We start from the raw sequence: 23,157 nt of genomic DNA on the forward strand, positions 1-23,157 counted from the left end.
CAAATAAACATTTTGAACTTGATTCTCCTTTTATGATAGGGGTAAGGAAACAAACTCATTAACTCTAGCTAAACAATGTCATGGATATTTTTTAAATACCAGTATTCCAGTTGATCGATTACCAGTTTACCATTCTCGGCAAAAACCTTTATGGTTCTTTGTTCATAAGTAGGATAGAAACGACTAGTCAGGGTTGCCATACCGTGATTAACAAATACTTCAATTGAACTATGATCAATGAAAATATGTAACTCCAGTATTTGACCTTCAGGAATTGCAATACTACGATATCCCATAACGCCTGATCCAGAAAAAGCACGATCTAAAATCAAGCGCTGAGCTTGGTTATCTATATATAATAATGTGAACTGATTATCATCATTCGAGGCTGTGAATGCGATTCCTGCACGTTCAGCATCTGTTTTATTTAAATCGATTTTAATGACCAATTCACACTGCCAACTATCCAAGAGTAAATCCTGTTTACCATTGATTACCTCAATATCATGACTCAATACCGCTTTACTGCGTAATAATTGCAGTTCAGTAATTGGTGAGATGATAAGTTTATTGTCACTCGATAAATGTAATTCCCTTGGCAAACTTAAAGCACCAGCCCATTTATCTGCTTGACTCGGCATTACCGAATCCCACATGTCCATCCAAGCTATTACAATACGTCGTTTATCAGCAGTTAAGAAAGATTGTGGCGCATAATAATCATGACCAAAATCTAACTCGGTAAATGGCTGGCAAATTTTAAACGTCTCACCCGGTTGCCACTCTCCGACGATATAACCGGATTGAAAGCGATTACGATATTGATATCCCTTAGCTTGCATTCCTTGCGGAGAAAACATCAAAATATATTTATCGCCTAAAGGAAAGAAATCTGGACATTCCATCATATAGACATCCGGATCATCAACCTTGGCAAGAATCTGATCAAATTGCCAATGGTATAAATCTTTCGAATGATATAACCAAACTTGCCCAATATTTTCACTATCACAAACACCTAAAACCATATACCAACAATCACCTTGTCGCCATACTTTAGGATCGCGAAAATGCATAATACCTTCAGGGGGAGCAAGCACGATACCTTGTTTGATAAAATGGATTCCATCTTGACTGGTTGCTATGCATTGCACTTGATGAATCAGACCTTGAATTTCATTGTTATTTAGTAACACATGGCCGGTATAAAATAAAGTTAAAACCCCGTTATCATCTACTGCAGATCCAGAAAAACAACCATCTTTATCATAGGGTTCCGAAGGTGCTAAAGCGATAGGTAAATATCGCCAATGAACTAAATCATCACTAACAACATGCCCCCAATACATCTCGCCCCAACGCTCGCTAAAAGGATGATGTTGGAAAAACGCATGATATTGACCATTAAAATAGATAAGACCATTCGGATCATTAATCCAACCTGATTTTGCTGCAATATGATATGCAGGATAATAGCGACTTTTAACTTGCTTAGCCCTTTGCTCAACCGATTGATTAGCATTAATAATTTGATCTTTCATATCTCATTTCCTTTTTATCCTATCATTAAATAAATGATAAAGATTAATCATTACTCACTTGAGTATTTAGAGCATGTAAGTAATTGAAAATTAAAATTATTAATTATTATATCGCTTAAATGAAATAACCAAAATCATTGATAACTATCAATGTAACTAAATATTGCTAATCTATTTAGCCAAATGAAATCAATGTACTAATCTAATGACTAACTTTTTTGATTAAGCTATTACAGACCCATTGAGTAAAAAAAACTAACAATAAGATAATTAGTGTACAAACAATTGAAATATCGTCCTTAAATCCTTCATGTCCTTTTTTTACTGCCAGCGTGCCTAATCCGCCAGCCCCAACAGCACCAGCCATTGTTGTTAGTCCAATTAAGCTAATAATACTGACAGCAGAAGCGCGAATAATCGCCGCCAATCCTTCTTTTAAATAGACATGAACAAAAATTTCATAAGGAGATGATCCCATTGCTTTAGCTGCTTCCACAATACCTTCGTCGACTTCTAGCAAAGCATTTTGAATTTGCCGCGCAAAAAATGGTGCAAAACCAATTATTAAGGGGACTAACGCTGCATCTAATCCAATAGTTTTACCAACGATTAGGCGAGTCACGGGAGTTAACAACGATAACAGAATCACAAAGGGAATGGAGCGGAATAAGTTGATAAATTTATCTAGGAATGAATGAACCTTAGCTTGTTCCAGCACGCCATCAGGTTTCGTCGCCACTAACAGAAGGGCTAACACAATACCCAAAAAACCACCAGCCAAACCAGAAAAAAAAGTCATATAGATGGTATCAATCGTCGACTTTAGTATTTCCTCTCTCATATCAAAAACATTTGGAAAATAATGATAAAAAAAATCACCCATATATTGTAGCTCTCTTATAATAAAATTAAATTAGGTAGTAGTTTTCATGTTGTAAGGCGTTTAATCGACTCATTGATATATTTTGTTGACGTAAATAATTTTCAATTTTTTCAATCGGCGTTGATTCTGACGTGATTAAAGCTATTAAATTACCAACCGGTTGATTTTGTATAATTTCAATATCGCTATACAGTATGGTAACTTCGGTTTGATAACGTCGATATAGCTCACTAATAAAAGGGTTAAATGAGTTATGTCCGATATAATGTAATTCGAAAAGACAATCATTTTGCAATTTATTGGCTAATAAAGGATGATCAAAAATATTTTGATAAGCCAATTCAATATTAGACGCGGTGTAAATAAAATCTTGCGTTAATGATTGTTTAGGATGACTAAATATATCGACAATTTTTCCCACTTCAATCACTCGTCCTTTTTCCATCACCGCCACTTTATGGCATATTTCCTTCACCACATCCATTTCATGGGTAATTAACACCATAGTAATACCCAATTTTTGATTAACCTCTTTTAATAATTTTAGGATAGCTTGGGTATTTTTCGGATCAAGTGCACTGGTTGCTTCATCACATAAAACAATTTCTGGATCGTTAGCTAATGCTCTGGCTATGGCAACCCGCTGTTTTTGCCCACCTGACAATTGCGACGGATACATATCGCGTTTATCAGCTAAACCTACTAATTCAAGAAGTTGCTGAATTTTCTGCTCTTTTTCTTGCTTAGTCAATTTTGCGTCACGTAATGGATACAAAACATTGCCATGTACGGTACGAGAATTCATTAAATTGAAATGCTGAAAAATCATACCTATTTTTTTTCTGGTTGCCCGAAGCTGTTTTTCGTTTAAATTCATTAAATCCTGATGATTAACAATAACTTTACCGGATTGAGGCTTTTGTAATAAATTAATAACCCTAACTAATGTCGATTTACCTGCACCGCTATAACCAACAATACCAAAAATTTCCCCTTTTTGAATATGCAAATTGACATTATTAACTGCTTGCAATATGTGACCTTGTTTATCATGATAATTCACATTAATATTTTCAAGTTTAATCATTGGTTTTGCCCCGATTATATTTATTAGATTCAATTGATCACCGATTAAAGTTATAACTAGACCATTTATAAATTCATTGTTTTGAAGTAATCAATTATGATTACTTCAGTTCTTCTGGGATAAACCAATAATTATCTGAATTATGTTCTTTCATATACTGTTTGAATGCTGCTGAATGATAAGCAGCAACTACCGCTTTTGCCCATGGTGTGTTTTGATTAGTTTGTTTAACAGTAGCAACTAAAATTAATGGTTCCAAAATATCTTCACGTAATAAGGCTTTTTTGGCATCGATTTTTGCCGCATAAACAATACTACCGGTGATCACGGCATATTCAAGATCGGGTAAAGCACGAGGTATCGTAGCACTATCCATTTCGATAATATTGATACCATATTTGTTTTCAACCACATCTCGAGCACTAATTTTAGTCGGATCGATGCCATTTTTTAATGTTATCCAACCTGCTTTTTGTAATAGCATATAAGCTCTAGCTGCATTGGATGGATCAAGTGGAATCGCAACAGTATCGCCACTAGTAACTTGACTCAATGCGGTCTTTTTACCCGTATAAAGCCCAGCTGGGACCGTAGGAATTTTAGTAATACCTATCAAATCACTACCACTATTACGGTTAAAATCTTGATAATATGCGGTATGTTGATCAACGTTTATGTCCACATCACCATAATCTAAAGCAACATCAGCTTGCCGCAGATTAACAAATTCAATGGTTTTAATGGTATATCCTTGCTTTTCCAATATTGGTTTTATTGCTTGCAAAAATAATTCACTATAGGGTCCAGGAGAAGTACCAACACGTATTAGTTGATTATCTTGAGTAATGGATTGATTATTTGCTTTATCACAACCGACCAACCCTATACAAAAAGCAAAGGCTAAAAACATACTACTAATAATTTTAATCATTATTATTCCTCGATCCTATTTACGAATGAAATTATTTCGCTAACTATGTAAATAAATTAACAATAAAAATGGTATCTACGAAATATGAATTGTGTATATTGATATGCTGTTTAGTTATATAACATAAAATGACAAGATAAATTGCAATTACAACCTAATTTGATTGAATATTATGGAATAAAATAATAAGAATAATAAATTTTGTAATCATTAGCATAAATATCCTTCGAAGAAAGAACAATTCCCCCGAAATAAAAGAATTATTACTTAACTATAATTTGTGGCTAATTATTGCCAATTTCGCATCGTGAGTTTAGCGATACATTAAAAATATAACAAGATAAATCTGTTGTGAATGATTGATAACAGTTAAACAAATAAGGCTAAATCAGCCTTATTTAATGAAAGGATAAAAGTTAAAGTGATATTGCTTATTTAGCCATCGATTTTAACCAAGCGATTTCATCAGCCCAAATATCAGGATTGATGGTTTCCAAAATAAGTGGAATTTCATCAATTCTTGGCTCTTGCATTATATATTCAAACGCAACTTTGCCAATATTGCCTTTTCCTAAACTATCGTGACGATCGACATGGCTGGCTAGTTCACTTTTAGCGTCATTAAGATGCATACCTCGTAAGTATTTAAAACCAACTATTTTATCAAATTCAGCAAACGTATCGGCGCAAGCTTCTTTAGTGCGTAAATCATACCCGGCAGCAAAAGCATGGCAAGTATCAATACATACTCCGACTCGGGTTTTATCTTCCACTTGTTCGATGATTTGCGCTAAATGTTCAAATTTATAACCCAAGTTTGATCCTTGACCAGCAGTATTTTCTATAACCGCCACCACATTTTGGGTTTTTTCCAAGGTAATGTTTATTGATTGTGCTATGCGCGCTAAACATTCATCCACCGAAATTTTACGCAAGTCACTACCTGGATGGAAATTTAATAAGGTTAAACCTAATTGTTCACAACGCTGCATTTCATCTAAAAAAGCTGCACGAGATCTTTCTAACTGCTCCTGTTCGGGGTGCCCTAAATTTATCAAATAACTATCATGTGGTAAAATCTGTTTACTCTGATAACCATATTTTTTACAATTTTCATGAAATTGATCAATGATTTTTGATTCTAATGGTTTCGCATGCCATTGACGTTGATTTTTGGTAAACAACGCAAATGCTGTTGCATTAATTTGATGGGCATTAATTGGCGCATTATCTACGCCACCAGAAGCACTTACATGAGCACCAATATATTTCATGCTGAAACAACTCCCTTAAATGGTATTTATTTAGTTCGTTAATTTTAAACAAAATGGTTTAATTAAAATTATTTTAGCAAAAGTCTTTGCGTCAAATGTCTATTACAGTAATTGCTTGATGAATAATTAGGTTGTTTATTCAACCTAATTATTATGATGATTGTTGTATGGATTATTCTTAATTAGAATTAACAAATTCAATCACTAATCAGGATTCATGATTTCTTTGTAATTGATCACGTAGATTAGGTGGTAGCCCTTTAATCACTAATGTATCTGTTTGCGGATCCCATTTTATACGTTCACCAAGTAAATCAGCATCAAAATTGATTGTTATGCCTCCCCCACTACCGGAAAACTTTTTTAATTGCCGTAGAGTAGAGCGATCAACCGGAAACTCATCATCTAAGTCATAATCTTGACTAGCAATAAAGGTACTAAAATTATTATCAACAGATGCAGGTAACTCTTTAGCTAAATTTGACAATTTAATCTCTTCGCCGGCTTCAAGTTGGCCTTTACAATAACCATAAACCTGTTCACGTACAGCTTTCTTCTCTTGTTTGTCAAGTTCTATCACGTGACAATAATCATCAACTGCTTTAACAAGTGTCTTGTTTTGATTCTTAGTATTTAACCCCTCACTAGCCCCTAAATAATCCATAAAGAAATCTGACACTTTTCGACCAACTCGCCCTTTAAGAAAAGTTAAATATCGTTTTGAATCAGGTTCTGTTTGCCATTCGGTAATATCAATTCGGGCAATGATGTCAGCATGATCAATATCTAGATATTGGGTTTGATTGATCTCAAGTTGTTCATTGACTAACATACTATGACAACTATTTAATACCGCAATCAATAAATACTCAACCGCTAAATAACGATAGAGGCAAAACACTACCGTACCCCCTTCAGCAAATGGATATTTTGCCAATTCATTGCGCAATTGTTTCACTGAATGTTGACTAAAATTGAGGAAATCTTGATTACCACATTGCAACTCTTTCACTGAAGTTTCAAATAAACTATTTTCATTAAATAGCCCGTAGGCTTTAGATTTATTGTTATAAACTCGATTAATGTCGGCGATCAAATCATTCACAACTTGATGATTTTCAAGCATTGAATCACGTAATACCACATCAATTTCGCTTTCGCTTTTACGAATCAATTGATGTAAAACAATTTTTTCAATCTGTAAGCTCATTTACTCACCTTTATGCTTTAGCAGAAAATTGCTCGATATTGTAACAGAATTTATTAAAAAATAAGTATTATCAAAAATAATGTCTGATAAAATATTACTAAATAAAAGATAATAAATTAATTTTTCTATTTTTTATAACTATTAATGGAAACTTTATCCATGTTTGAAGATTTTTATTATCGCTAAATCTTCATTAAATCGCAAAAAGACATTTTTATGACCACTAACTATCGTGACTTTACTGACAAAAAAATCAGTGCCCTTTTTTGGCAATATGCTCTTCCTGCCATTGTCGGCACAAGTGTGAATACCTTATATAATATTATTGATGGTATATTTATTGGCCACTTCATTGGTCGAGAGGCCTTAAGTGCTGCTGGTTTAATCCTACCCATTATGAATATTGCTACTGGAATCGGATTGTTAGTTGGTGTCGGTTCGGTTAGTCGTATTTCTATTCTTTTGGGAAAAAAAGAACATGACAAAGCAGAACAATTAGCGGGGACTTCGTTTGTTTTAACTTTGATATTAAGTGGCATCACTTTGTTTTTGTTACTCTTATTTATTGATCCGATGTTATATTTCGTTGGTGCCAGTGAAATCACTCATTTATATGCTAAACAGTTTTTAACTGTTTTCCTGCCAGGGAGTTTATTTTTAACATTAACATTTAACTTCAATAATATGATGCGAGCATGCGGCTATCCACTTAAAGCGATGGTGACCATGTTCATAAGTGTCATTGCTAATATAATATTAGCGCCTATTTTTATTTTATTGTTTGATTGGGGCATGTATGGTGTGGCTATTGCCACGACATTATCAATGATTATCAGTTTTGTCTTTGTTATGCAACACTTTACTAATAAGTACAGCGATATACGCTTACGTTGGCACAATCTTCGTCTAAACTGGGAGTCAGTAAAAAGTATTTTATCTATTGGAATGTCGCCGTTTGCTATGCAAATTTCCACATCTGCGGTTGTTATATTTATTAATTGGCAACTTAATCATTATGCACCAATAAGCCATATCAATAGTGATGATGCTATTGCTGCTTACGCTAATGCCAATCGTTTAATTACATTGATTATTATGATTGTTATTGGTGTCAACCAAGGCATGCAACCAATTGTAGGCTATAATTTTGGGTGTAAAAATCTCCTGCGCGTTAAACAAACGTTCTTCTATGCCGTTAAAGTTGCTACCATAATAACCAGTATCGGTTTCTTACTTGGCTTTTTTACGCCGCATCTTTTAGTCAGTGCATTTAGCTCTGATGACGATATAATTGAATTGTCTGCCATAGCATTGCGTTTTGTCACACTTGCTTATGCATTTGTAGGTTTTCAAATGGTTACCACTAGTTTCTTTCAATGTATTGGCATGGCTAAAATTTCGATTATATTAAGTTTATCTCGACAAGTTTTAATATTGTTGCCAATTTTATATACGTTACCGCTATTTTTTGGTCTAGATGGTGTTTGGGCTGCCTCGCCGTTATCCGATTTTTTATCTACTGCACTAGCTTATATTGCTATTTATTGGTTCTTCAAATCAATCAATAAGCGACATGGGTTAAATATCAATAAAACTTAGTATTTAATGATTAAATTGTACCCGATTAAGTTGTTCAATCAGCAAATAAAGCGATTGCTGTAATTCAGCCATAAATTGATGATAATTAAATTGTTTATGGCTAATTGCATCTAATTGCGACTCCCAATGCGCGGTCATATCTGGAACTGTCATTTTAGTCGGTAACATATCTATTAGTCGACGCCCAATTTCAGTTGCACGAATCGTTTTACCTTGACGTATTAAAAATTGGCGTTTAAACAGCAATTCAATGATTCCGGCACGAGTAGCTTCAGTTCCTAAACCATCGGTTTCACGGAGAATTTTTTTGATATTTGGATCACTAACATAACGTGAAATACCCGTCATGGCAGATAATAACGTTGCATCATTGAACGGCTTAGGTGGCGTAGTTTCTTTATTGATTAATTCCGCATCATAACACCAAGCCTGATCGCCTTTTTTCACCAATTTAGTTAATAATGGTTCTGAATCCTGAATATTTTGATTATTAGCACTACGAAACAGCTGTTTCCAGCCCTCAGCTAACATTTGATTAGCTTTAGCAACAAACTTTCCTTTAGCTATTTCAACATCAATTTGTAGTTCAGCATAACGATAATTTGAATAAAATTGAGCTAAATACTGTGTTGCAATCGTAATGTAAACAGCTTGTTCATTAGCGGTTAATTTTGTGAAATCAACGGTTCTTAAAGTTGGAATAATTGCATGATGTGCTTCAACTTTTTTATCGTTCCATGCTTTGGTTCGTATAGTTACATCAACATGCTCAATAGCATCAACTAAGGTTTGGCAATTATGGCGAATAGCTGCGATGACGCCACTAATTTGATTGATATGTTCTTCCGGTAAAAATCGGCAATCAGAACGGGGATAGGTAATTAATTTATGTTTTTCATATAATGATTGGCAAATATCTAGAACCTCTTGCGCACTCAAATTATTTTTCTTAGCCATTTCAATTTGTAAAGCCGATAAATTAAATGGCAATGGTGGGGCAAGTTCCTTTTTCTTGTTACTGACATTCAAAATATTAGCCGACTGATTTTTAATTCGTTGGCAAACATTTTCTGCCAAAGCTTTTACTAATACTCTGCCCTCATCATCTTGATATGGTGCACACGATTCACTAGGTTGCCATTTAGCTTTAAACGTTTCTTTATGTGTCGTTTCAATGATGGCATAAACTTCATAAAATGGTTTACTGACAAAATTCTCAATTTCTAAGTCGCGTTTGACCACCAAACCTAATACGGGTGTTTGTACCCGTCCAATTGATAAAACACCTTTATACCCTCGATTTTGCCCTTTAATCGTGCATAATCGACTCATATTGATCCCATATAACCAATCAGCCCGGGCTCTAGCTAAAGCTGAAGTGGATAACGGTACAAAATCCTGATTATTACGTAAATTTTTTAGCGATTTTTCAACGGCAGAAGCATTAAGATCACTTATTAAACATCGCTTAATCGAACGGCGTTTTTCTACGGCAATTTGACAATAATTTAATACTTCATCAATTAATAGCTGCCCTTCACGATCAGGGTCTCCCGCGTGGACAATTTCGGTGGCATTAGTAATTAATTGAGTTAAAACAGTAAATTGTTTATGGGTGCTCGATTTCGGTAATAATAACCAATTATCAGGAATAATAGGTAAATCACTAATTTGCCATTTTTTATAGCGTGGATCATAATTATCGGGTGCTGCTTGCTCAAGTAAATGACCAATACACCAACTCACAATATCGCCATTTGCGGCGCGAATGAAACCATCTCCCCTTTGGTGAGGCTTGGGCAAAACATCTGCAATAGCTCTAGCTAAACTAGGTTTTTCGGCGATAAATAAACGATAAGATTCATTAGATTGCATCATAATTAGTATTAGTTACAAATTCCAAACGATATATGCACTATAGGGTTGATTTAAAAGAAACCCTAACTCGATAGCAAGCTTTAAAGACGGTTTATTGTGTGCATCCCAGTTAGGTGATATTTGACGATTCAGGCAGGCCAAAATTAACTTTGCCGAACTAATCAAAGCAAGTCCTTTTCGCCTTTCTTCAACTATAGTATCGACTTCAATGTCGATACTATTATTATAAGCTAAATAAGATGATGCACCAGAAACAATAACATTATCTTTTAAAATAATAAATCCCAATCCAGATTTTTCAAAATCTAAATATGAACTGAAGTTTTTACACAAGTCTTTAGCCCATTCGAGATTGATAATTTGCTGATAATCCTTTTCTTCAATAGCTTTTAATTGATAGTTTTTAGGTAATTTTGAAATAATTAATTGTAGTTTGTGAATATCAAAAACTTTAGGAGTATAGAAACTATAACGTGTAATTTTCTCATCATTGTTACGATATACATTTTCAATCAAATTTTGCCAGATATCATCAATAGGGACCAGAATTGCATAATTATCACTATATACTTTGGGAATATAGTAAAGCATATCCGGATTCGGCTTACCGGCTAAAAAAAAGAAGCAACCTGTATTAATTACTACTGTTGTCGGTCGCAATAAATTATCAGCATAAGCAAAACCAATATTTCCTTCAAAATAAGCTTGAATAATTGTTTGAGTTGTACTTTGAAATAACGGTTCAATATCTTTCTTATTAATTATTTTATCAAAATACATCAATATATTACCTTTTACATATTAAAGCTTAATTTTTTACCACCACTTTTTTAGCTTAAGCCATATAGCTGAAACTATACAAATCACAATCAATAGAATTATTAAACCAATAAACGACCATTCTTTTTCACTGAAAGGAATACCGGCCAAATTAACACCAAGCAAGCTAGTGATAAAAGTAATTGGAGTAAAAATAATGGTAAATAACGACATTAAATAAATACGTTTATTGGTTGATTCCGCCAAAAAACTATTAATTTGTTCCATGATGGATGCTAAACGCAATAAACAGCTATCAATATCCGATACGTAATGACTTTGCTGATTAGAAATATCGTGTAATCGTTGACGATCATTATCATCAATCCAGGATATTCTTTCAGTGGCGATTTTAACAAATATATCGCGTTGTGGCGAGAGAAGTCGACGTAATACAATTAATTGTTTGCGTACTCGCCCTATTTCTTTGTGAGAAAATACGCGCTGATTCAAAACCAAATCTTCAAGTTTAATAATTTTATTATGCACTCCATCAAATGACAAATTTACCTGATCACTGATCAGTTCTGATACCTGGATTAACCAGTCTGCAACATCAACGGGTCCAATACCTTGTTCTAAATTTTCTTTTAATTTTGATATTGCATCTATCTGCTGATGGCGAGTAGAAATAATCAAATTATCGGTGATATAGAATCGAAATGTGACAATTGGATCAGGTAATTCATTAGGTGTATAGTTGACTCCTCGCATAACAACTAGAATTCCTGTATCAAACCGCGTTTCTTTGGATATTTGATTGGGTTTGATTAATTCGTCTTTAACTAAATCAGGTATTAAATTGGTTGTTTTAATCCAATCAATAGTTTCGGGTTTAGCAAAGTCTAAATGAATCCAGCAAGGTTGTTGTATGGTTGCTTCACCTTGATGATCTAATGGAAAAGCTTTGCCTTTACCATCCAATTGGCAACTATAAACTGGATTAGCTGATAACAAAAGCGAATTTTGAATAGGTAAAACTTTCACTTTTTTATCAATATAATGACTAAAATCCCCATTTTGATTAACATCTTGTGTCATATCATTACCCTACTAAATTTTGTCGTTTTAACGCAGCCTTTTCACTGTATTAAAACGCTTTGCCACATTTTACTTACGTAAAAACTCACTTTTGACGAATATTATTAAGATAGCAAACAAAAATCAGTTCGCCAATCACAATCTAAATAAACATATCTTATTGATATAATTGTTGTTTTATTAAATTCCATAACCAAACTCTTAATTATAATCGTTTTGCTTGAGCTTGAGATATTAAAACAGGATAGAATTGGAAAAAGTGTGTTTCGAGTTGGGAATAATTTTGGTGAATATCAACGACAGTATCACGAATTAAAAAAAGTTTTGGCCGGCGATTTGCCATACCATTAAGTACTTTGCTAATAAAATCTAAATTAGCATAATTCATTAGCCATTCACCTTGCCATACATGTTGCATAAACTGCTGGCAATCTTGACTGAATAATTGAATTTGATGGTTAATTTCATTTTTCATTCGTTGATTAAAAATAACTAAATCACAATCGGGATTAAAGTGATGCCAATGCTTTGCTAAAAAATGATCCCATACGATGTCTAATGTTATGGGAGCAACACGTTGATGAGTAGGCTGGAATAAATTTCTGGCTTGTTTAACCTCCGTCATTTGATCAACTAACTTATCTAAACGACGATGTAACATTATGCCATCAGCAATCACTTGAGGAAATTGTTGATAAGGATCGCCTTTCACAAAATCGGCAGCAACGTTACCAATAATTGAGCTATTAGCTAAAGTTGCAAGATGAAGATGTGCCAATATATTCATATTTTAAATCAAGTTTCCTTAATTTTTAAACGTTATCAATTTCGATGTTTAAATTGGCCTTCAGCAAAACCGATTCGCCAATAGCTGATAAGATGAATTGCATCTTTTGATAAATGTGTAAAACAATCACATAGATTATGACGTAATTGTTGTGCCAATGCTGCTTCCATCCCCCCCCAAATAATTATATCTTCATCATGATGAATAGCTAATTGAGTGATCGCTTGTGATAACTTGCTTTCCGCACCTTGCTTAACTAACCATGTCACCTGTTTTGATGATGATAACTGCATTGGCTGTATATCTGACTCATTTTTCACTTCAATTATAGCTAACATACGTTGGCTGGATGGTGCTTGTTCTAAGCTATAACAGATCGCAGGCATAGCAGCGATATCACCGAGCAAAATAAACACCTTCCGCTCATCAAAATTCGTTTTAGCTCCTAGCCCAATCAGACCAATTACATCGCCTTCCTTAGCAGATTGAGCCCAAGTTGATGCTAAACCTTGCTCATGTACTACAAAATTGACAGTAATCAGCTGATTAATCGGATCATAATGACGAATGCTATACGTTCTTGCTTTTTCCAGTATCCCAGCTTGTAAAATCACCTTATTTTCATCGTTTACACTCGGAAAACATAAATCACCATTAGAATCTGGAAATAATAACTTAAGATGCGGGCCAAGCCATAAAGGATCGAGGGTAAAGGCTTTTGCTGATTTAAAGATTATCTCAATAATATTTGATGAAAGGCGTTTTGTGTTTATCACGGTTAATAAACCATTCAAAATAACTCGTTTATGCGTTGATTCTTTATTTTTCATATGACAACACTCCTTTAATTAACATGAATGTTTATTAGTTTTGAGCTAATAATTATTTACCTGATAGTAAACGCGTCCATAATCTAACCATTACCTTATCAATTTTTATTGATTGTTCTTTAACAATAAATAACCGATTAATTACCTCATCCGTGGGATATACAGAAGGGTTATTTTTCACCTCTGGATCTAAATAATCCATGGCATCAATGTTAGCACTAGGATAATAGATGGTATTAGTAATATTTGCCATAACTTGAGGTTCTAATAAGTAATTCAGAAAAGTATAAGCAGCTTCTACATTTTTGGCGTCTTTGGGGATTGCCCACACATCAAATGAAATAATCGCACCTTCTTTAGGCACTGTATATCCAATTTCTATACCATTTTTAGCTAATTTAGCCGCATTTGCCGCTTGCATCATATCCCCCGACCAACCGATAGCAACACAAATATCACCACCTGATAAATCACTAATATATCTTGAATTATGAAAGTAGGTTACATCGTTACGTAAGGTAGCTAAGAATTTTGTTGCTTGCTCGTAGTCTTGGGGATTTTGGCTATTGGGATCTTTACCTAAATAGTTAAGCACAGTTGGAAATATTTCACTTGGGGTGTCTAAAAAAGCAACACCACATTGCTTTAATTTAGCTAAATTATCTGTTTTAAATACCAAGTCCCAGCTATCTAAGGGCGCATCATCACCTAATATCTGCTTAATTTTTGCAATATTGTATCCGATCCCAGTTGATTGCCAAATGTAGGGAATTGAATATTCGTTACCTGGATCATGAATAGCCATCATTTGTAAAAATTTTTTATCCAAATGCTGATAATTAGGTAGTTTTTGTTTATCTAATTTTAAATAAAGTCCAATATGCCGTTGCCGAGCAAGAAAGTTATCTGACGGTACAACTAAATCAAAACCCGTCTTGCCTGCCATCAATTTACCATCCAATACTTCGTTGGAATCATAAACATCATAAGTAACGTTAATACCAAATTGCTGCTCAAAATTCGCTATAGTGTCAGGGGCAATAAAATCAGACCAATTGTAGATATGTAAATCTTTTGCGCTAGCAGAAGTGGAAAACAAGAAAAAAAAGAGAAAAACTACGCTATATTGAATTAGCAAATTCAAACAGTGAAAAAATTTGCTTAACATTTTTTACTTCTATCCTCCGTGAACAACCATGCAAAGAAATAAGGTTAAGTATTTAAAAATTTTTAATGATCAATAGCATAGCGATTAATTAATTCAATTACTACAACTATGTTGCTAATTTAAAAAATAGTTAAAAAAAACAACTTTTTTAAGATGTTTTAACCAAAAAATAAAATTTCAGCACTGCCAAAATAACAGGTATTTTTACATCATATAATCAAATATGCAAAATCGTGATTAATATCTTTTATATATTGCTGAATATATATTCAGCAAATAATCATCTATTATTGACTAAAATATGACTAAGATCACACATTCAAATCTTCACCTTTTAACTGGTAAAATTATAACATTATGATATATGATAAATAGATAATTGAAATATAACTATAAATTATAATGAAAATTCATAAAATTTTAAATAATAATGTGATTGTAACGCTTGGTAACAAAGGTCAGGAAAGGATTATCACTGGTAGAGGTATTGGTTTCAAAAAAAAAGAAGGTGATTTAGTTGATCAAGCATTAATCGAAAAGCAGTTTTCATTAATCAATAAAGAAATCATTCCCCGCTTTACCGAATTATTGTCGGAAATTCCGCTTGAAGTCATTACCGTCAGCGAAATTATAATTAATCGCGCCAAAACTGAATTAAATCAAAAATTACAAGAAAGTATCTATATAACATTAACCGATCATATCCATTTTGCAATTGAAAGACATAAACAAGGCTTTAACATACCCAATGGATTTTTGTGGGAAATTAAAAAACTTTATGCAAACGAATTTAAAATTGGTGAATTTGCATTAGATGTAATTAAACAACGGCTTAATATTCAACTTCCTGAAGATGAGGCTGGTTTTATTACGTTTCACATCATTAATGCTCAACTCAATGATACCATGTCAAACATCGTTGCCATGACAAAAATCATCCGCGAAATATTAAATATCGTTAAATACTATTTTAAATTTGAATATGATGAAGAAAGTTTAACTTATCAAAGATTTATTACCCACTTGAAGTTTTTTTCACACCGCATTTTAAATGATAATTTCACCACTACCCATGATCCGGCATTATGGGATATGATTAAACAAAACTATCAACAAGCGTATTTATGTACTAAACGCATCGACCTACATTTGATCAATCAATACGGTCATGCGTTAACCGAAGATGAAAGCTTATATCTAACAATTCATATTGAGCGTTTACGTAACGAATTACAGAACATTGCGCAAACAGCTTAAAATGAGAGGCTGATCACAAAAGTTATTTTAAATAAAAGATCTACTTTTCAGTAAAGTAAAAAAAATGCTAGTCTAACCACAAAATATTGGATTGTTACTGTTTATTAAAACGGGCAAAACCTAAATCTCGCCATTTCAGGTGAGGTTTAGGTTTTTTTTTGCTTAGAAAATAGGATTAATTATGAAAAATCAAGCGCTCGCTGAATTAATTATTCAGCATGTAGGTGGGAAAGACAATGTCATTAGTTTGGTGCATTGTGCAACTCGCTTAAGATTTGTTTTGAAAGATGACGCTAAGGCCGATGAAGACAATTTGAAAAAACAAATTGGCATTATTACCGTGGTTAAAAGTGGCGGACAATTTCAAGTGGTTATCGGTAATCATGTTGCCGATGTCTATAGTGATATCATGCAACTGGCAAATTTTAATGACAAAAACACGCCAGATACCCCATCGGGGAAAAAAATTGGTATTTTTTCCAGACTGATTGATTTGGTTTCTGGCATTTTTATCCCTACATTAGCCATCATCGTAGCTGGTGGGATTCTTAAAGGGATAATTGAATTTTTAGTAGTCATTAGTGTGATTCAACCGAACACGCCAACTTTCAATTTCTTATTTGCAATTGCTGATGCACCATTTTATTATCTACCAATAATTTTAGGTTTCTCCGCAGTGAAAAAATTCGGCGGTAATCCCTATGTTGGTTTGGCTTTAGGTGGCGCACTGGTTCATCCTGTTATTGGTGGTATGATGAAGGGTGCATTATCATTTAACACTGAATTTTTCTCTATTCCGATCAATCTGATTCCTTATGCTTCATCAGTGTTCCCTATTATTTTAGCCAGTTGGTTTTATTGTTTATTAGAGAGAAATTTTAATAAAGTTCTACATGATTCCTTTAAAAAATTCATATCTCCTCTTTTGGGTATTTTAATCACCGTCCCTTTAACATTTGCGGTTATCGGACCAGTTGTCTCGTTTATCTGCGATCACGTCGCTACAGGTATTATCTATGTATATCATCTCAATCCTATTGTCGCATCGATGATTTTAGCCGCCGCATGGCAAGTTATGGTTATATTTGGTATTCATTGGGGATTAGTGCCTTTTATCATGAATAATATTACACTTTATCAACAAGATTTTATGTTACCGATCTTGTTTCCTGCGGTATTTGCCCAAGTTGGGGCGGTATTGGCTGTTATGCTACGCAGTAAAGACAAGCAATTTAAGGCATTGGCGAATTCTTCGGTACTATCTGGGATCTTTGGTGTAACTGAACCAGCCATTTATGGTGTCAACTTACCGCTAAAACGACCATTTATCATTGGCTGTTTATCAGCAACAATTGGTGGAGCCATTGTCGGTTATTATCATTCCGTCATTTATTCATTTAGTTTCATCAGTATATTTGCATTCTTACAATTAATTCCACGAGAAGGAATTGATCAAAGATTCTATGCCGTGGTTATTGGTTCAATTGCCTCATTCAGTTTATCGGCAATTGTCACTTATTGCTTTGGTATTGCAAAAGATAAAGTGCAAATGATTAGTGGTGAAAAAGATGTTTCACAAAAATCAGCAAATGATATCACCCTTTTTAGTCCAATGACCGGTAAACTTATCCCGTTGAATCAAGTGAGTGATCAAACCTTTGCCAGCGAATTAATGGGCAAAGGAGCAGCAATCATACCAGCGATTGGACAAGCTGTCGCACCTGCAGATGGTGAAATTGTATCGCTATTTAGAACCAAACATGCCATTGGTATTCTAACTGATTCAGGTGTGGAAATATTGATCCACATTGGTATAGATACCGTAAAATTAGATGGTCAATTTTTTGAAGCACATGTGCAGATGGGGAGTAAAGTTAAACAAGGTGATTTGTTAGTCAGTTTCGATATTGATGCAATTGAACAAGCCGGTTTTGAAATAACGACCCCAGTGATTGTGACAAATAGCGATAATTATCAAGCAGTCCAATGTATTTTTAACCAAGACGATATTAAAAGTGGTGATGCATTGTTAGCATTAACAAAAAATAAGGAGTAAAACATGTCAATCAAATTCCCACAAAATTTCCTTTGGGGAGGAGCTATTGCCGCCAATCAAGTTGAAGGGGCTTATCGTGAAGATGGTAAGGGTTTATCTACATCTGACTGTACACCAAATGGATTATTTGGTGAAATCATTAACCGTAATGAAACCGAAATCACTAGCATCAAAGATCGCGCAATCGATTTTTATCACCGATACCCTGAAGATATTGCTCTCTTTGCTGAAATGGGATTCACCTGTTTACGGATTTCCATTGCTTGGACACGAATTTTTCCCAATGGTGATGAAGAACAACCTAATGAAAAAGGGTTAGCATTTTATGACAAATTATTTGATGAAATGGCGAAGTACAACATCAGCCCGTTAGTGACACTGTCACATTATGAAATGCCTTATCATCTCGTTACCAAATACAGCGGTTGGGGCAATCGTAAAGTTATTGATTTTTTTACCCGTTACGCCAAAACGGTATTTGAACGTTACAAAGATAAAGTCAAATATTGGTTAACATTTAATGAAATTAATATGTCATTACACGAACCCTTTACCGGCGTTGGTTTGGCTAGAAACAGTACTAAAGAACAAATTTATCAAGCAATCCATCATCAATTAGTTGCCAGTGGACGAGCGGTTAAATTATGTCATCAAATTATTCCTGATGCAAAAATTGGTAATATGCTACTTGGTGCGGTGGCTTACCCATTATCACCAAAACCAGCTGATGTTTGGGCAACACATCAAGAAAATCATGGCTGGTTATTCTTTGGCGATGTGCAGACACGAGGCTATTATCCAACGTATATGCGTCGCTATTTCAAAGAAAATCATATTAATCTTCATATTACCGATCAAGACCGCGAGGATCTTAAAGCTACCATCGACTTTGTTTCCTTTAGCTACTATATGAGTTGTTGTGGGACATCCGATAATTCGTTACGTAAAAAAGGTAATATTTTAGATATGGTACCTAATCCACACTTAAAAGCATCTGAATGGGGATGGCAAATAGACCCAACAGGTATCCGTTATCTACTGAATCTTCTTTATGAGCGTTTCCAAAAACCTCTTTTTATTGTCGAAAATGGTCTAGGTGCTAAAGATAAAGTCGAGGCTGATGGAACGATTAATGATGACTATCGTATTGATTATATGAACGATCATCTAGTACAGGTTTATGAAGCTATCGAAGATGGCGTTGAAGTGATCGGATATACCAGTTGGGGACCGATTGATCTGATCAGTGCTTCTAAAGCTGAAATCACTAAACGGTACGGTTTTATCTATGTTGATCTCAACCAAGATGGTAGCGGTAGCTTGCAACGTAGCCGTAAAAAAAGTTTTTACTGGTATCAATCGGTCATCAAATCTAATGGTGAAACATTAAAATACAAACCATCTATCTAGAATAAAAGAGGATGCACGATGAAATTGAAAGCGTTATTCATTATTGTATTACTTTCTATTTTATCAATAATCGCCGGCTGTCATTCACAGCCGGTAACTACTAATGATAAAACGGTCACAATCTATTTTGCTCGTCACGGTAAAACGCTGTTTAATACTTTTGATTTGGTTCAAGGCTGGGCTGATTCGCCATTAACGGATCAAGGGATTGAAGTTGCCCAATATTTGGGAGAAGGTTTGAAAGGGATTAAATTTGATGCTTTTTACACCAGTGATGCAGGTCGACAACGCGAAACCATGCAGGTAATTTTAAAACAAATGCAAATTAACAATGCTCCAATCCATGAATTAAAAGGATTACGTGAAGTTTTTTATGGCGGCTTTGAAGGTCAACCGAATAGTAACATGGTCATAGCAAGCATGAAACGACTTGGTTTTCATTCTAAAACCGTGTTTTATCAAGCTTATCTAGCGGGCAAAATTTCAGTTAAAAACCTGACGAACAGCATTGCCGAGGCAGATAGTAAAAATATGGCTGAAAATTTTCAACAAGTTAAAACTAGAACTACCGAAGCATTACATACTATTATACAAAATGCGTTAGATAATAAACAAAAAAATGTATTGGCTATATCTTCCGGTATGTCGATGCAAATTATGATTGATGATTTAACGAATGATCTAACGAAAAATAAACCATTGAGTAATGCCACAATAATAAAAATAACTTACCAAAATGGTCAATATGAAGTCAACGAAATTGGTAACATGGCGTACGTTAACCGTGGTCGACTGGCTTTAACTAACTGATTGATAAGCATAAAAGAACAAATTGAATTTATGTTAATCATAGCATAAGTGAATTATAGTTAAATTAAGTATTGAGATTATAGCGCTGTATTCAATTTTATATGGAGAATAATATATGAAAAATATAGTTATAATAGGAATAATCTCTACCATAACCATAAGCAGTGCCTTCGCTAGTAATAATCACGATAATACATTTGTTAACACAATTACTGACAACGACTTTTTCAAACAAAGCCACTTCGATTTTTCGACACGTAATCATTGGAAATATTTAAAAGAAAATGCAGCACAATCCAAAGAAGTTCATAGTGCTTGGGGACAAGCTTTCAAATTTGATTATCAATCAGGTTATCTATTCAATGTAATAGGTTTGGATGTGACTTATGATAATGTCATTAAATTAGGCGCTAGTGATTATTTCGCTACCCGTAATCTTCTATATAATCATGGAAAAGGATTTGATAAGCATAATGCGAAAGGATTTAATAAATTTACTCAACGTTATGCAAAAATTAAATTAACTAACGACAATTTAAGTTTTAACGCTAAACTTGGTTGGCATCATTTAAAAGATTTTGGCGTCATCAGTTCTTCGCATCATCTAACACGAAATAGTTATCTAGGGTACAGCGGTATTTTAAAATACAACAATATTGCTTTTTCCTTAGGTTATATTGACAGCACGCTACCGCGAGAATCAGCTAAAAAGGTTCACTTTTTGAGTAATGACCGAAAAAATGTGATTGATCATATTTTTACTACAGAATTAGCCTACCAAAATGACAATCTCACGTTAGATTATTCCTACGGTGAAGCGAAAGATTATTTAAGACGCCATGCCCTAGAACTATCCTATAAACCGATACCAAAAATGATACTTCGCTCTCAATTTTATGGTAGTTATGCTTTAAATAATTATGACACTATGAAAATTGATAAAAAAGAGTTCGAAAACCATGCTTGGCACTATGCATCTGATATTGAATGGAAAGAAACTGATTGGAGTATCAGAATTGGTTTAGCATATACTGATGCCAATAAACATAATGCTATAGGGTATTATGGCCGACATTTAGGTAAAAACACACGCGGTCGCTTTAATGGTCTAGCCGCTGCTGGAGCTGATTATATGCGTGATGGCGAAATCGTATTGACATCGGTACTCACTTACGATTTCTTTAAAGATAATAGTACTGGACTGTACATGAATTATGGTGAATTTAACTATAAGCATGATAGGTTAAAAAATGGTGAGATCAATGTCTTTAATATCTGGAAGCCTAAAAGTGGAACATTTAAAAATTTATCAATTTTATCCAAATTTGGCTACGGATGGTCTTACAAAACAATGAGTACTTCGGATATCACGCCAAAATTAAGACACGGCCGAGCTCAGCGATCGCCAACCTTATCAGCAGAGACAGTCATCGATTATCGATTTAATTTGTTATAATGAGGAAGAAACCATGAAAAAATTTATCCAATTAATAAGTCTCGTATTCATTTTTACTATCCAAGTATCACAATCTTTTGCAGCTGAAGTTAACCTCTATTTTACACGCCATGGTAAAACGATGTTCAATACAACTCATCGAGCTCAAGGTTGGTCGGATACCCCCTTAACTAAAGCCGGTGTTGAAGTTGCGCAACAATTAGGTCTAGGTTTAAAACATGTTGATTTTATAGCTGTTTATTCCAGTGATTCAGGAAGAGCTCGTGAAACAGCGCGTTTAATATTAGAAGCCAAAGGGGATGAAAAAAACATTATTACCGAATTAAAAACGTTACGCGAAACGTGCTTTGGCTTATTTGAAGGTGATTTAGACCCAAATATGTGGGGGCCGGCTGCACAATATCTTGGTTATCCCTCTGATCAAGAATTAATGGCTGATTTCAATGCCGGTAAAATTACTATCGATAAAATGATGAATGCTATTGCAGCTGTTGAAAAGTCGGGTGAAGCTGAAAATTATGAAACGGTAAAAAATCGTATGCTAGAATCAATGTATGATATTGCAAAATCTGCTCAGAAACAAGGTGGTGGAAATGTATTAATTGTTTCTCATGGTATGGCAATACTAGCTATGATTAATGAAATGACCGAAACACCTGTTCACCAAGCATTAGGTAATGCAAGTGTAACTAAAATTCGTTATACAGATGATGGCATCTTTATTGTCGAAAGTGTGGGTGATATGAGCTATGTCGAAAATGCTAAATTGATTAAATAATTTTATAAAAATTCAATCATAACCACTCGGGAAAGAGTGGTTTTAAAACATCTTAATATCGCTAAATGATTACACGATAGTTAACCTACATAAACTAACCACATATTTAAAAAAAACAGTGTGCTAAAATTCTAAATTTTTCCAAAGTGTTTTGTAATAGATCAATTTTATTAAAACGCATAAAAACGGATCGGTATTGTTGAATAAAGAAAAGTTTAGATTGAATTTAAGCAACGATACCCAATTTCAAAAATATTTAGAGTTTAGTGTTAATTGAATTAAAATTAATTTACTTGTTTGAAATACTTTAGTGATAATTACTTAGTCTAGTCTTTTATAAGT

General features: G+C 34.0%; 19 protein-coding genes. 7 read left to right on the forward strand and 12 right to left on the reverse strand.

The annotated features are described in order from the left end of the window. Positions 1-68 precede the first annotated feature (68 nt). The 6 genes from FcAc13_RS06355 to yejK all read right to left on the reverse strand — a co-directional run bounded on the left by FcAc13_RS06355 (position 69) and on the right by yejK (position 6,926). Positions 69-1,541, reverse strand: coding sequence for a glycoside hydrolase family 32 protein (locus FcAc13_RS06355; RefSeq protein ID WP_187755372.1), 1,473 nt, complete (start codon positions 1,539-1,541; stop codon positions 69-71). Between the two features lie 202 nt (positions 1,542-1,743). After that, positions 1,744-2,424 (reverse strand): methionine ABC transporter permease, encoded by a 681-nt coding sequence (locus tag FcAc13_RS06360; protein WP_187755373.1) that lies wholly within the window; start codon positions 2,422-2,424, stop codon positions 1,744-1,746. Positions 2,425-2,449: 25 nt separating this feature from the next. Continuing rightward, positions 2,450-3,511: a methionine ABC transporter ATP-binding protein gene (locus FcAc13_RS06365; protein WP_187755374.1), complete on the reverse strand. Its 1,062-nt coding sequence runs from the start codon at positions 3,509-3,511 to the stop codon at positions 2,450-2,452. A gap of 100 nt (positions 3,512-3,611) precedes the next feature. After that, positions 3,612-4,442, reverse strand: a complete 831-nt coding sequence (locus FcAc13_RS06370) for a MetQ/NlpA family ABC transporter substrate-binding protein (RefSeq protein ID WP_187755375.1) — start codon at positions 4,440-4,442, stop codon at positions 3,612-3,614. Between the two features lie 431 nt (positions 4,443-4,873). After that, positions 4,874-5,716 carry a deoxyribonuclease IV gene (gene nfo / locus FcAc13_RS06375; protein WP_187755376.1) on the reverse strand — a complete coding sequence of 281 codons (843 nt, stop codon included), beginning with the start codon at positions 5,714-5,716 and terminating at the stop codon, positions 4,874-4,876. Between the two features lie 208 nt (positions 5,717-5,924). Next, the gene (gene yejK, locus FcAc13_RS06380; protein WP_187755377.1) at positions 5,925-6,926 is read right to left on the reverse strand and encodes a nucleoid-associated protein YejK; all 1,002 of its coding nucleotides are present in this window, start codon (positions 6,924-6,926) and stop codon (positions 5,925-5,927) included. 216 nt (positions 6,927-7,142) lie between these two features. Between yejK and FcAc13_RS06385 the strand changes: the two genes are divergently transcribed. After that, on the forward strand, positions 7,143-8,525 hold the full coding sequence (locus FcAc13_RS06385; RefSeq protein WP_187755378.1) for an MATE family efflux transporter: 1,383 nt from the start codon (positions 7,143-7,145) through the stop codon (positions 8,523-8,525). A gap of 3 nt (positions 8,526-8,528) precedes the next feature. On the opposite strand, the gene FcAc13_RS06390 is transcribed toward FcAc13_RS06385, so the two are convergent. The 6 genes from FcAc13_RS06390 to FcAc13_RS06415 all read right to left on the reverse strand — a co-directional run bounded on the left by FcAc13_RS06390 (position 8,529) and on the right by FcAc13_RS06415 (position 15,048). Next, on the reverse strand, positions 8,529-10,403 hold the full coding sequence (locus FcAc13_RS06390) for a DNA topoisomerase III (protein WP_223064545.1): 1,875 nt from the start codon (positions 10,401-10,403) through the stop codon (positions 8,529-8,531). 12 nt (positions 10,404-10,415) lie between these two features. Next, entirely contained in the window at positions 10,416-11,183 is a 768-nt protein-coding gene (locus tag FcAc13_RS06395) for a GNAT family N-acetyltransferase (RefSeq protein WP_187755379.1), read from the reverse strand. A gap of 36 nt (positions 11,184-11,219) precedes the next feature. Continuing rightward, entirely contained in the window at positions 11,220-12,263 is a 1,044-nt protein-coding gene (zntB, locus tag FcAc13_RS06400) for a zinc transporter ZntB (RefSeq protein ID WP_187755380.1), read from the reverse strand. Positions 12,264-12,468: 205 nt separating this feature from the next. Then, the gene (locus FcAc13_RS06405) at positions 12,469-13,050 is read right to left on the reverse strand and encodes an acyl carrier protein phosphodiesterase (RefSeq protein ID WP_187755381.1); all 582 of its coding nucleotides are present in this window, start codon (positions 13,048-13,050) and stop codon (positions 12,469-12,471) included. 35 nt (positions 13,051-13,085) lie between these two features. Beyond that, positions 13,086-13,880: a siderophore-interacting protein gene (locus tag FcAc13_RS06410; RefSeq protein ID WP_187755382.1), complete on the reverse strand. Its 795-nt coding sequence runs from the start codon at positions 13,878-13,880 to the stop codon at positions 13,086-13,088. A gap of 52 nt (positions 13,881-13,932) precedes the next feature. Continuing rightward, positions 13,933-15,048 carry an extracellular solute-binding protein gene (locus FcAc13_RS06415; RefSeq protein WP_187755383.1) on the reverse strand — a complete coding sequence of 372 codons (1,116 nt, stop codon included), beginning with the start codon at positions 15,046-15,048 and terminating at the stop codon, positions 13,933-13,935. 402 nt (positions 15,049-15,450) lie between these two features. Here FcAc13_RS06415 and licT point away from each other — a divergent pair, with 402 nt between their 5' ends. From licT to FcAc13_RS06445, 6 genes are all read left to right on the forward strand, one after another. Next, the gene (licT, locus tag FcAc13_RS06420; protein WP_187755384.1) at positions 15,451-16,305 is read left to right on the forward strand and encodes a BglG family transcription antiterminator LicT; all 855 of its coding nucleotides are present in this window, start codon (positions 15,451-15,453) and stop codon (positions 16,303-16,305) included. Positions 16,306-16,486: 181 nt separating this feature from the next. Further along, the gene (locus FcAc13_RS06425) at positions 16,487-18,361 is read left to right on the forward strand and encodes a beta-glucoside-specific PTS transporter subunit IIABC (RefSeq protein ID WP_187755385.1); all 1,875 of its coding nucleotides are present in this window, start codon (positions 16,487-16,489) and stop codon (positions 18,359-18,361) included. A 3-nt stretch (positions 18,362-18,364) separates the two neighbouring features. Then, positions 18,365-19,771: a glycoside hydrolase family 1 protein gene (locus FcAc13_RS06430; RefSeq protein ID WP_187755386.1), complete on the forward strand. Its 1,407-nt coding sequence runs from the start codon at positions 18,365-18,367 to the stop codon at positions 19,769-19,771. Between the two features lie 18 nt (positions 19,772-19,789). After that, positions 19,790-20,581 (forward strand): histidine phosphatase family protein, encoded by a 792-nt coding sequence (locus tag FcAc13_RS06435; protein ID WP_187755387.1) that lies wholly within the window; start codon positions 19,790-19,792, stop codon positions 20,579-20,581. Positions 20,582-20,696: 115 nt separating this feature from the next. Then, positions 20,697-22,037, forward strand: coding sequence for an OprD family outer membrane porin (locus FcAc13_RS06440; protein WP_187755388.1), 1,341 nt, complete (start codon positions 20,697-20,699; stop codon positions 22,035-22,037). A 13-nt stretch (positions 22,038-22,050) separates the two neighbouring features. Continuing rightward, entirely contained in the window at positions 22,051-22,815 is a 765-nt protein-coding gene (locus tag FcAc13_RS06445) for a histidine phosphatase family protein (protein WP_187755389.1), read from the forward strand. The last annotated feature ends 342 nt before the right edge of the window (positions 22,816-23,157 follow it).

Source organism: Frischella japonica, from assembly GCF_014489845.1.
Taxonomy (GTDB): domain Bacteria; phylum Pseudomonadota; class Gammaproteobacteria; order Enterobacterales; family Orbaceae; genus Frischella; species Frischella japonica.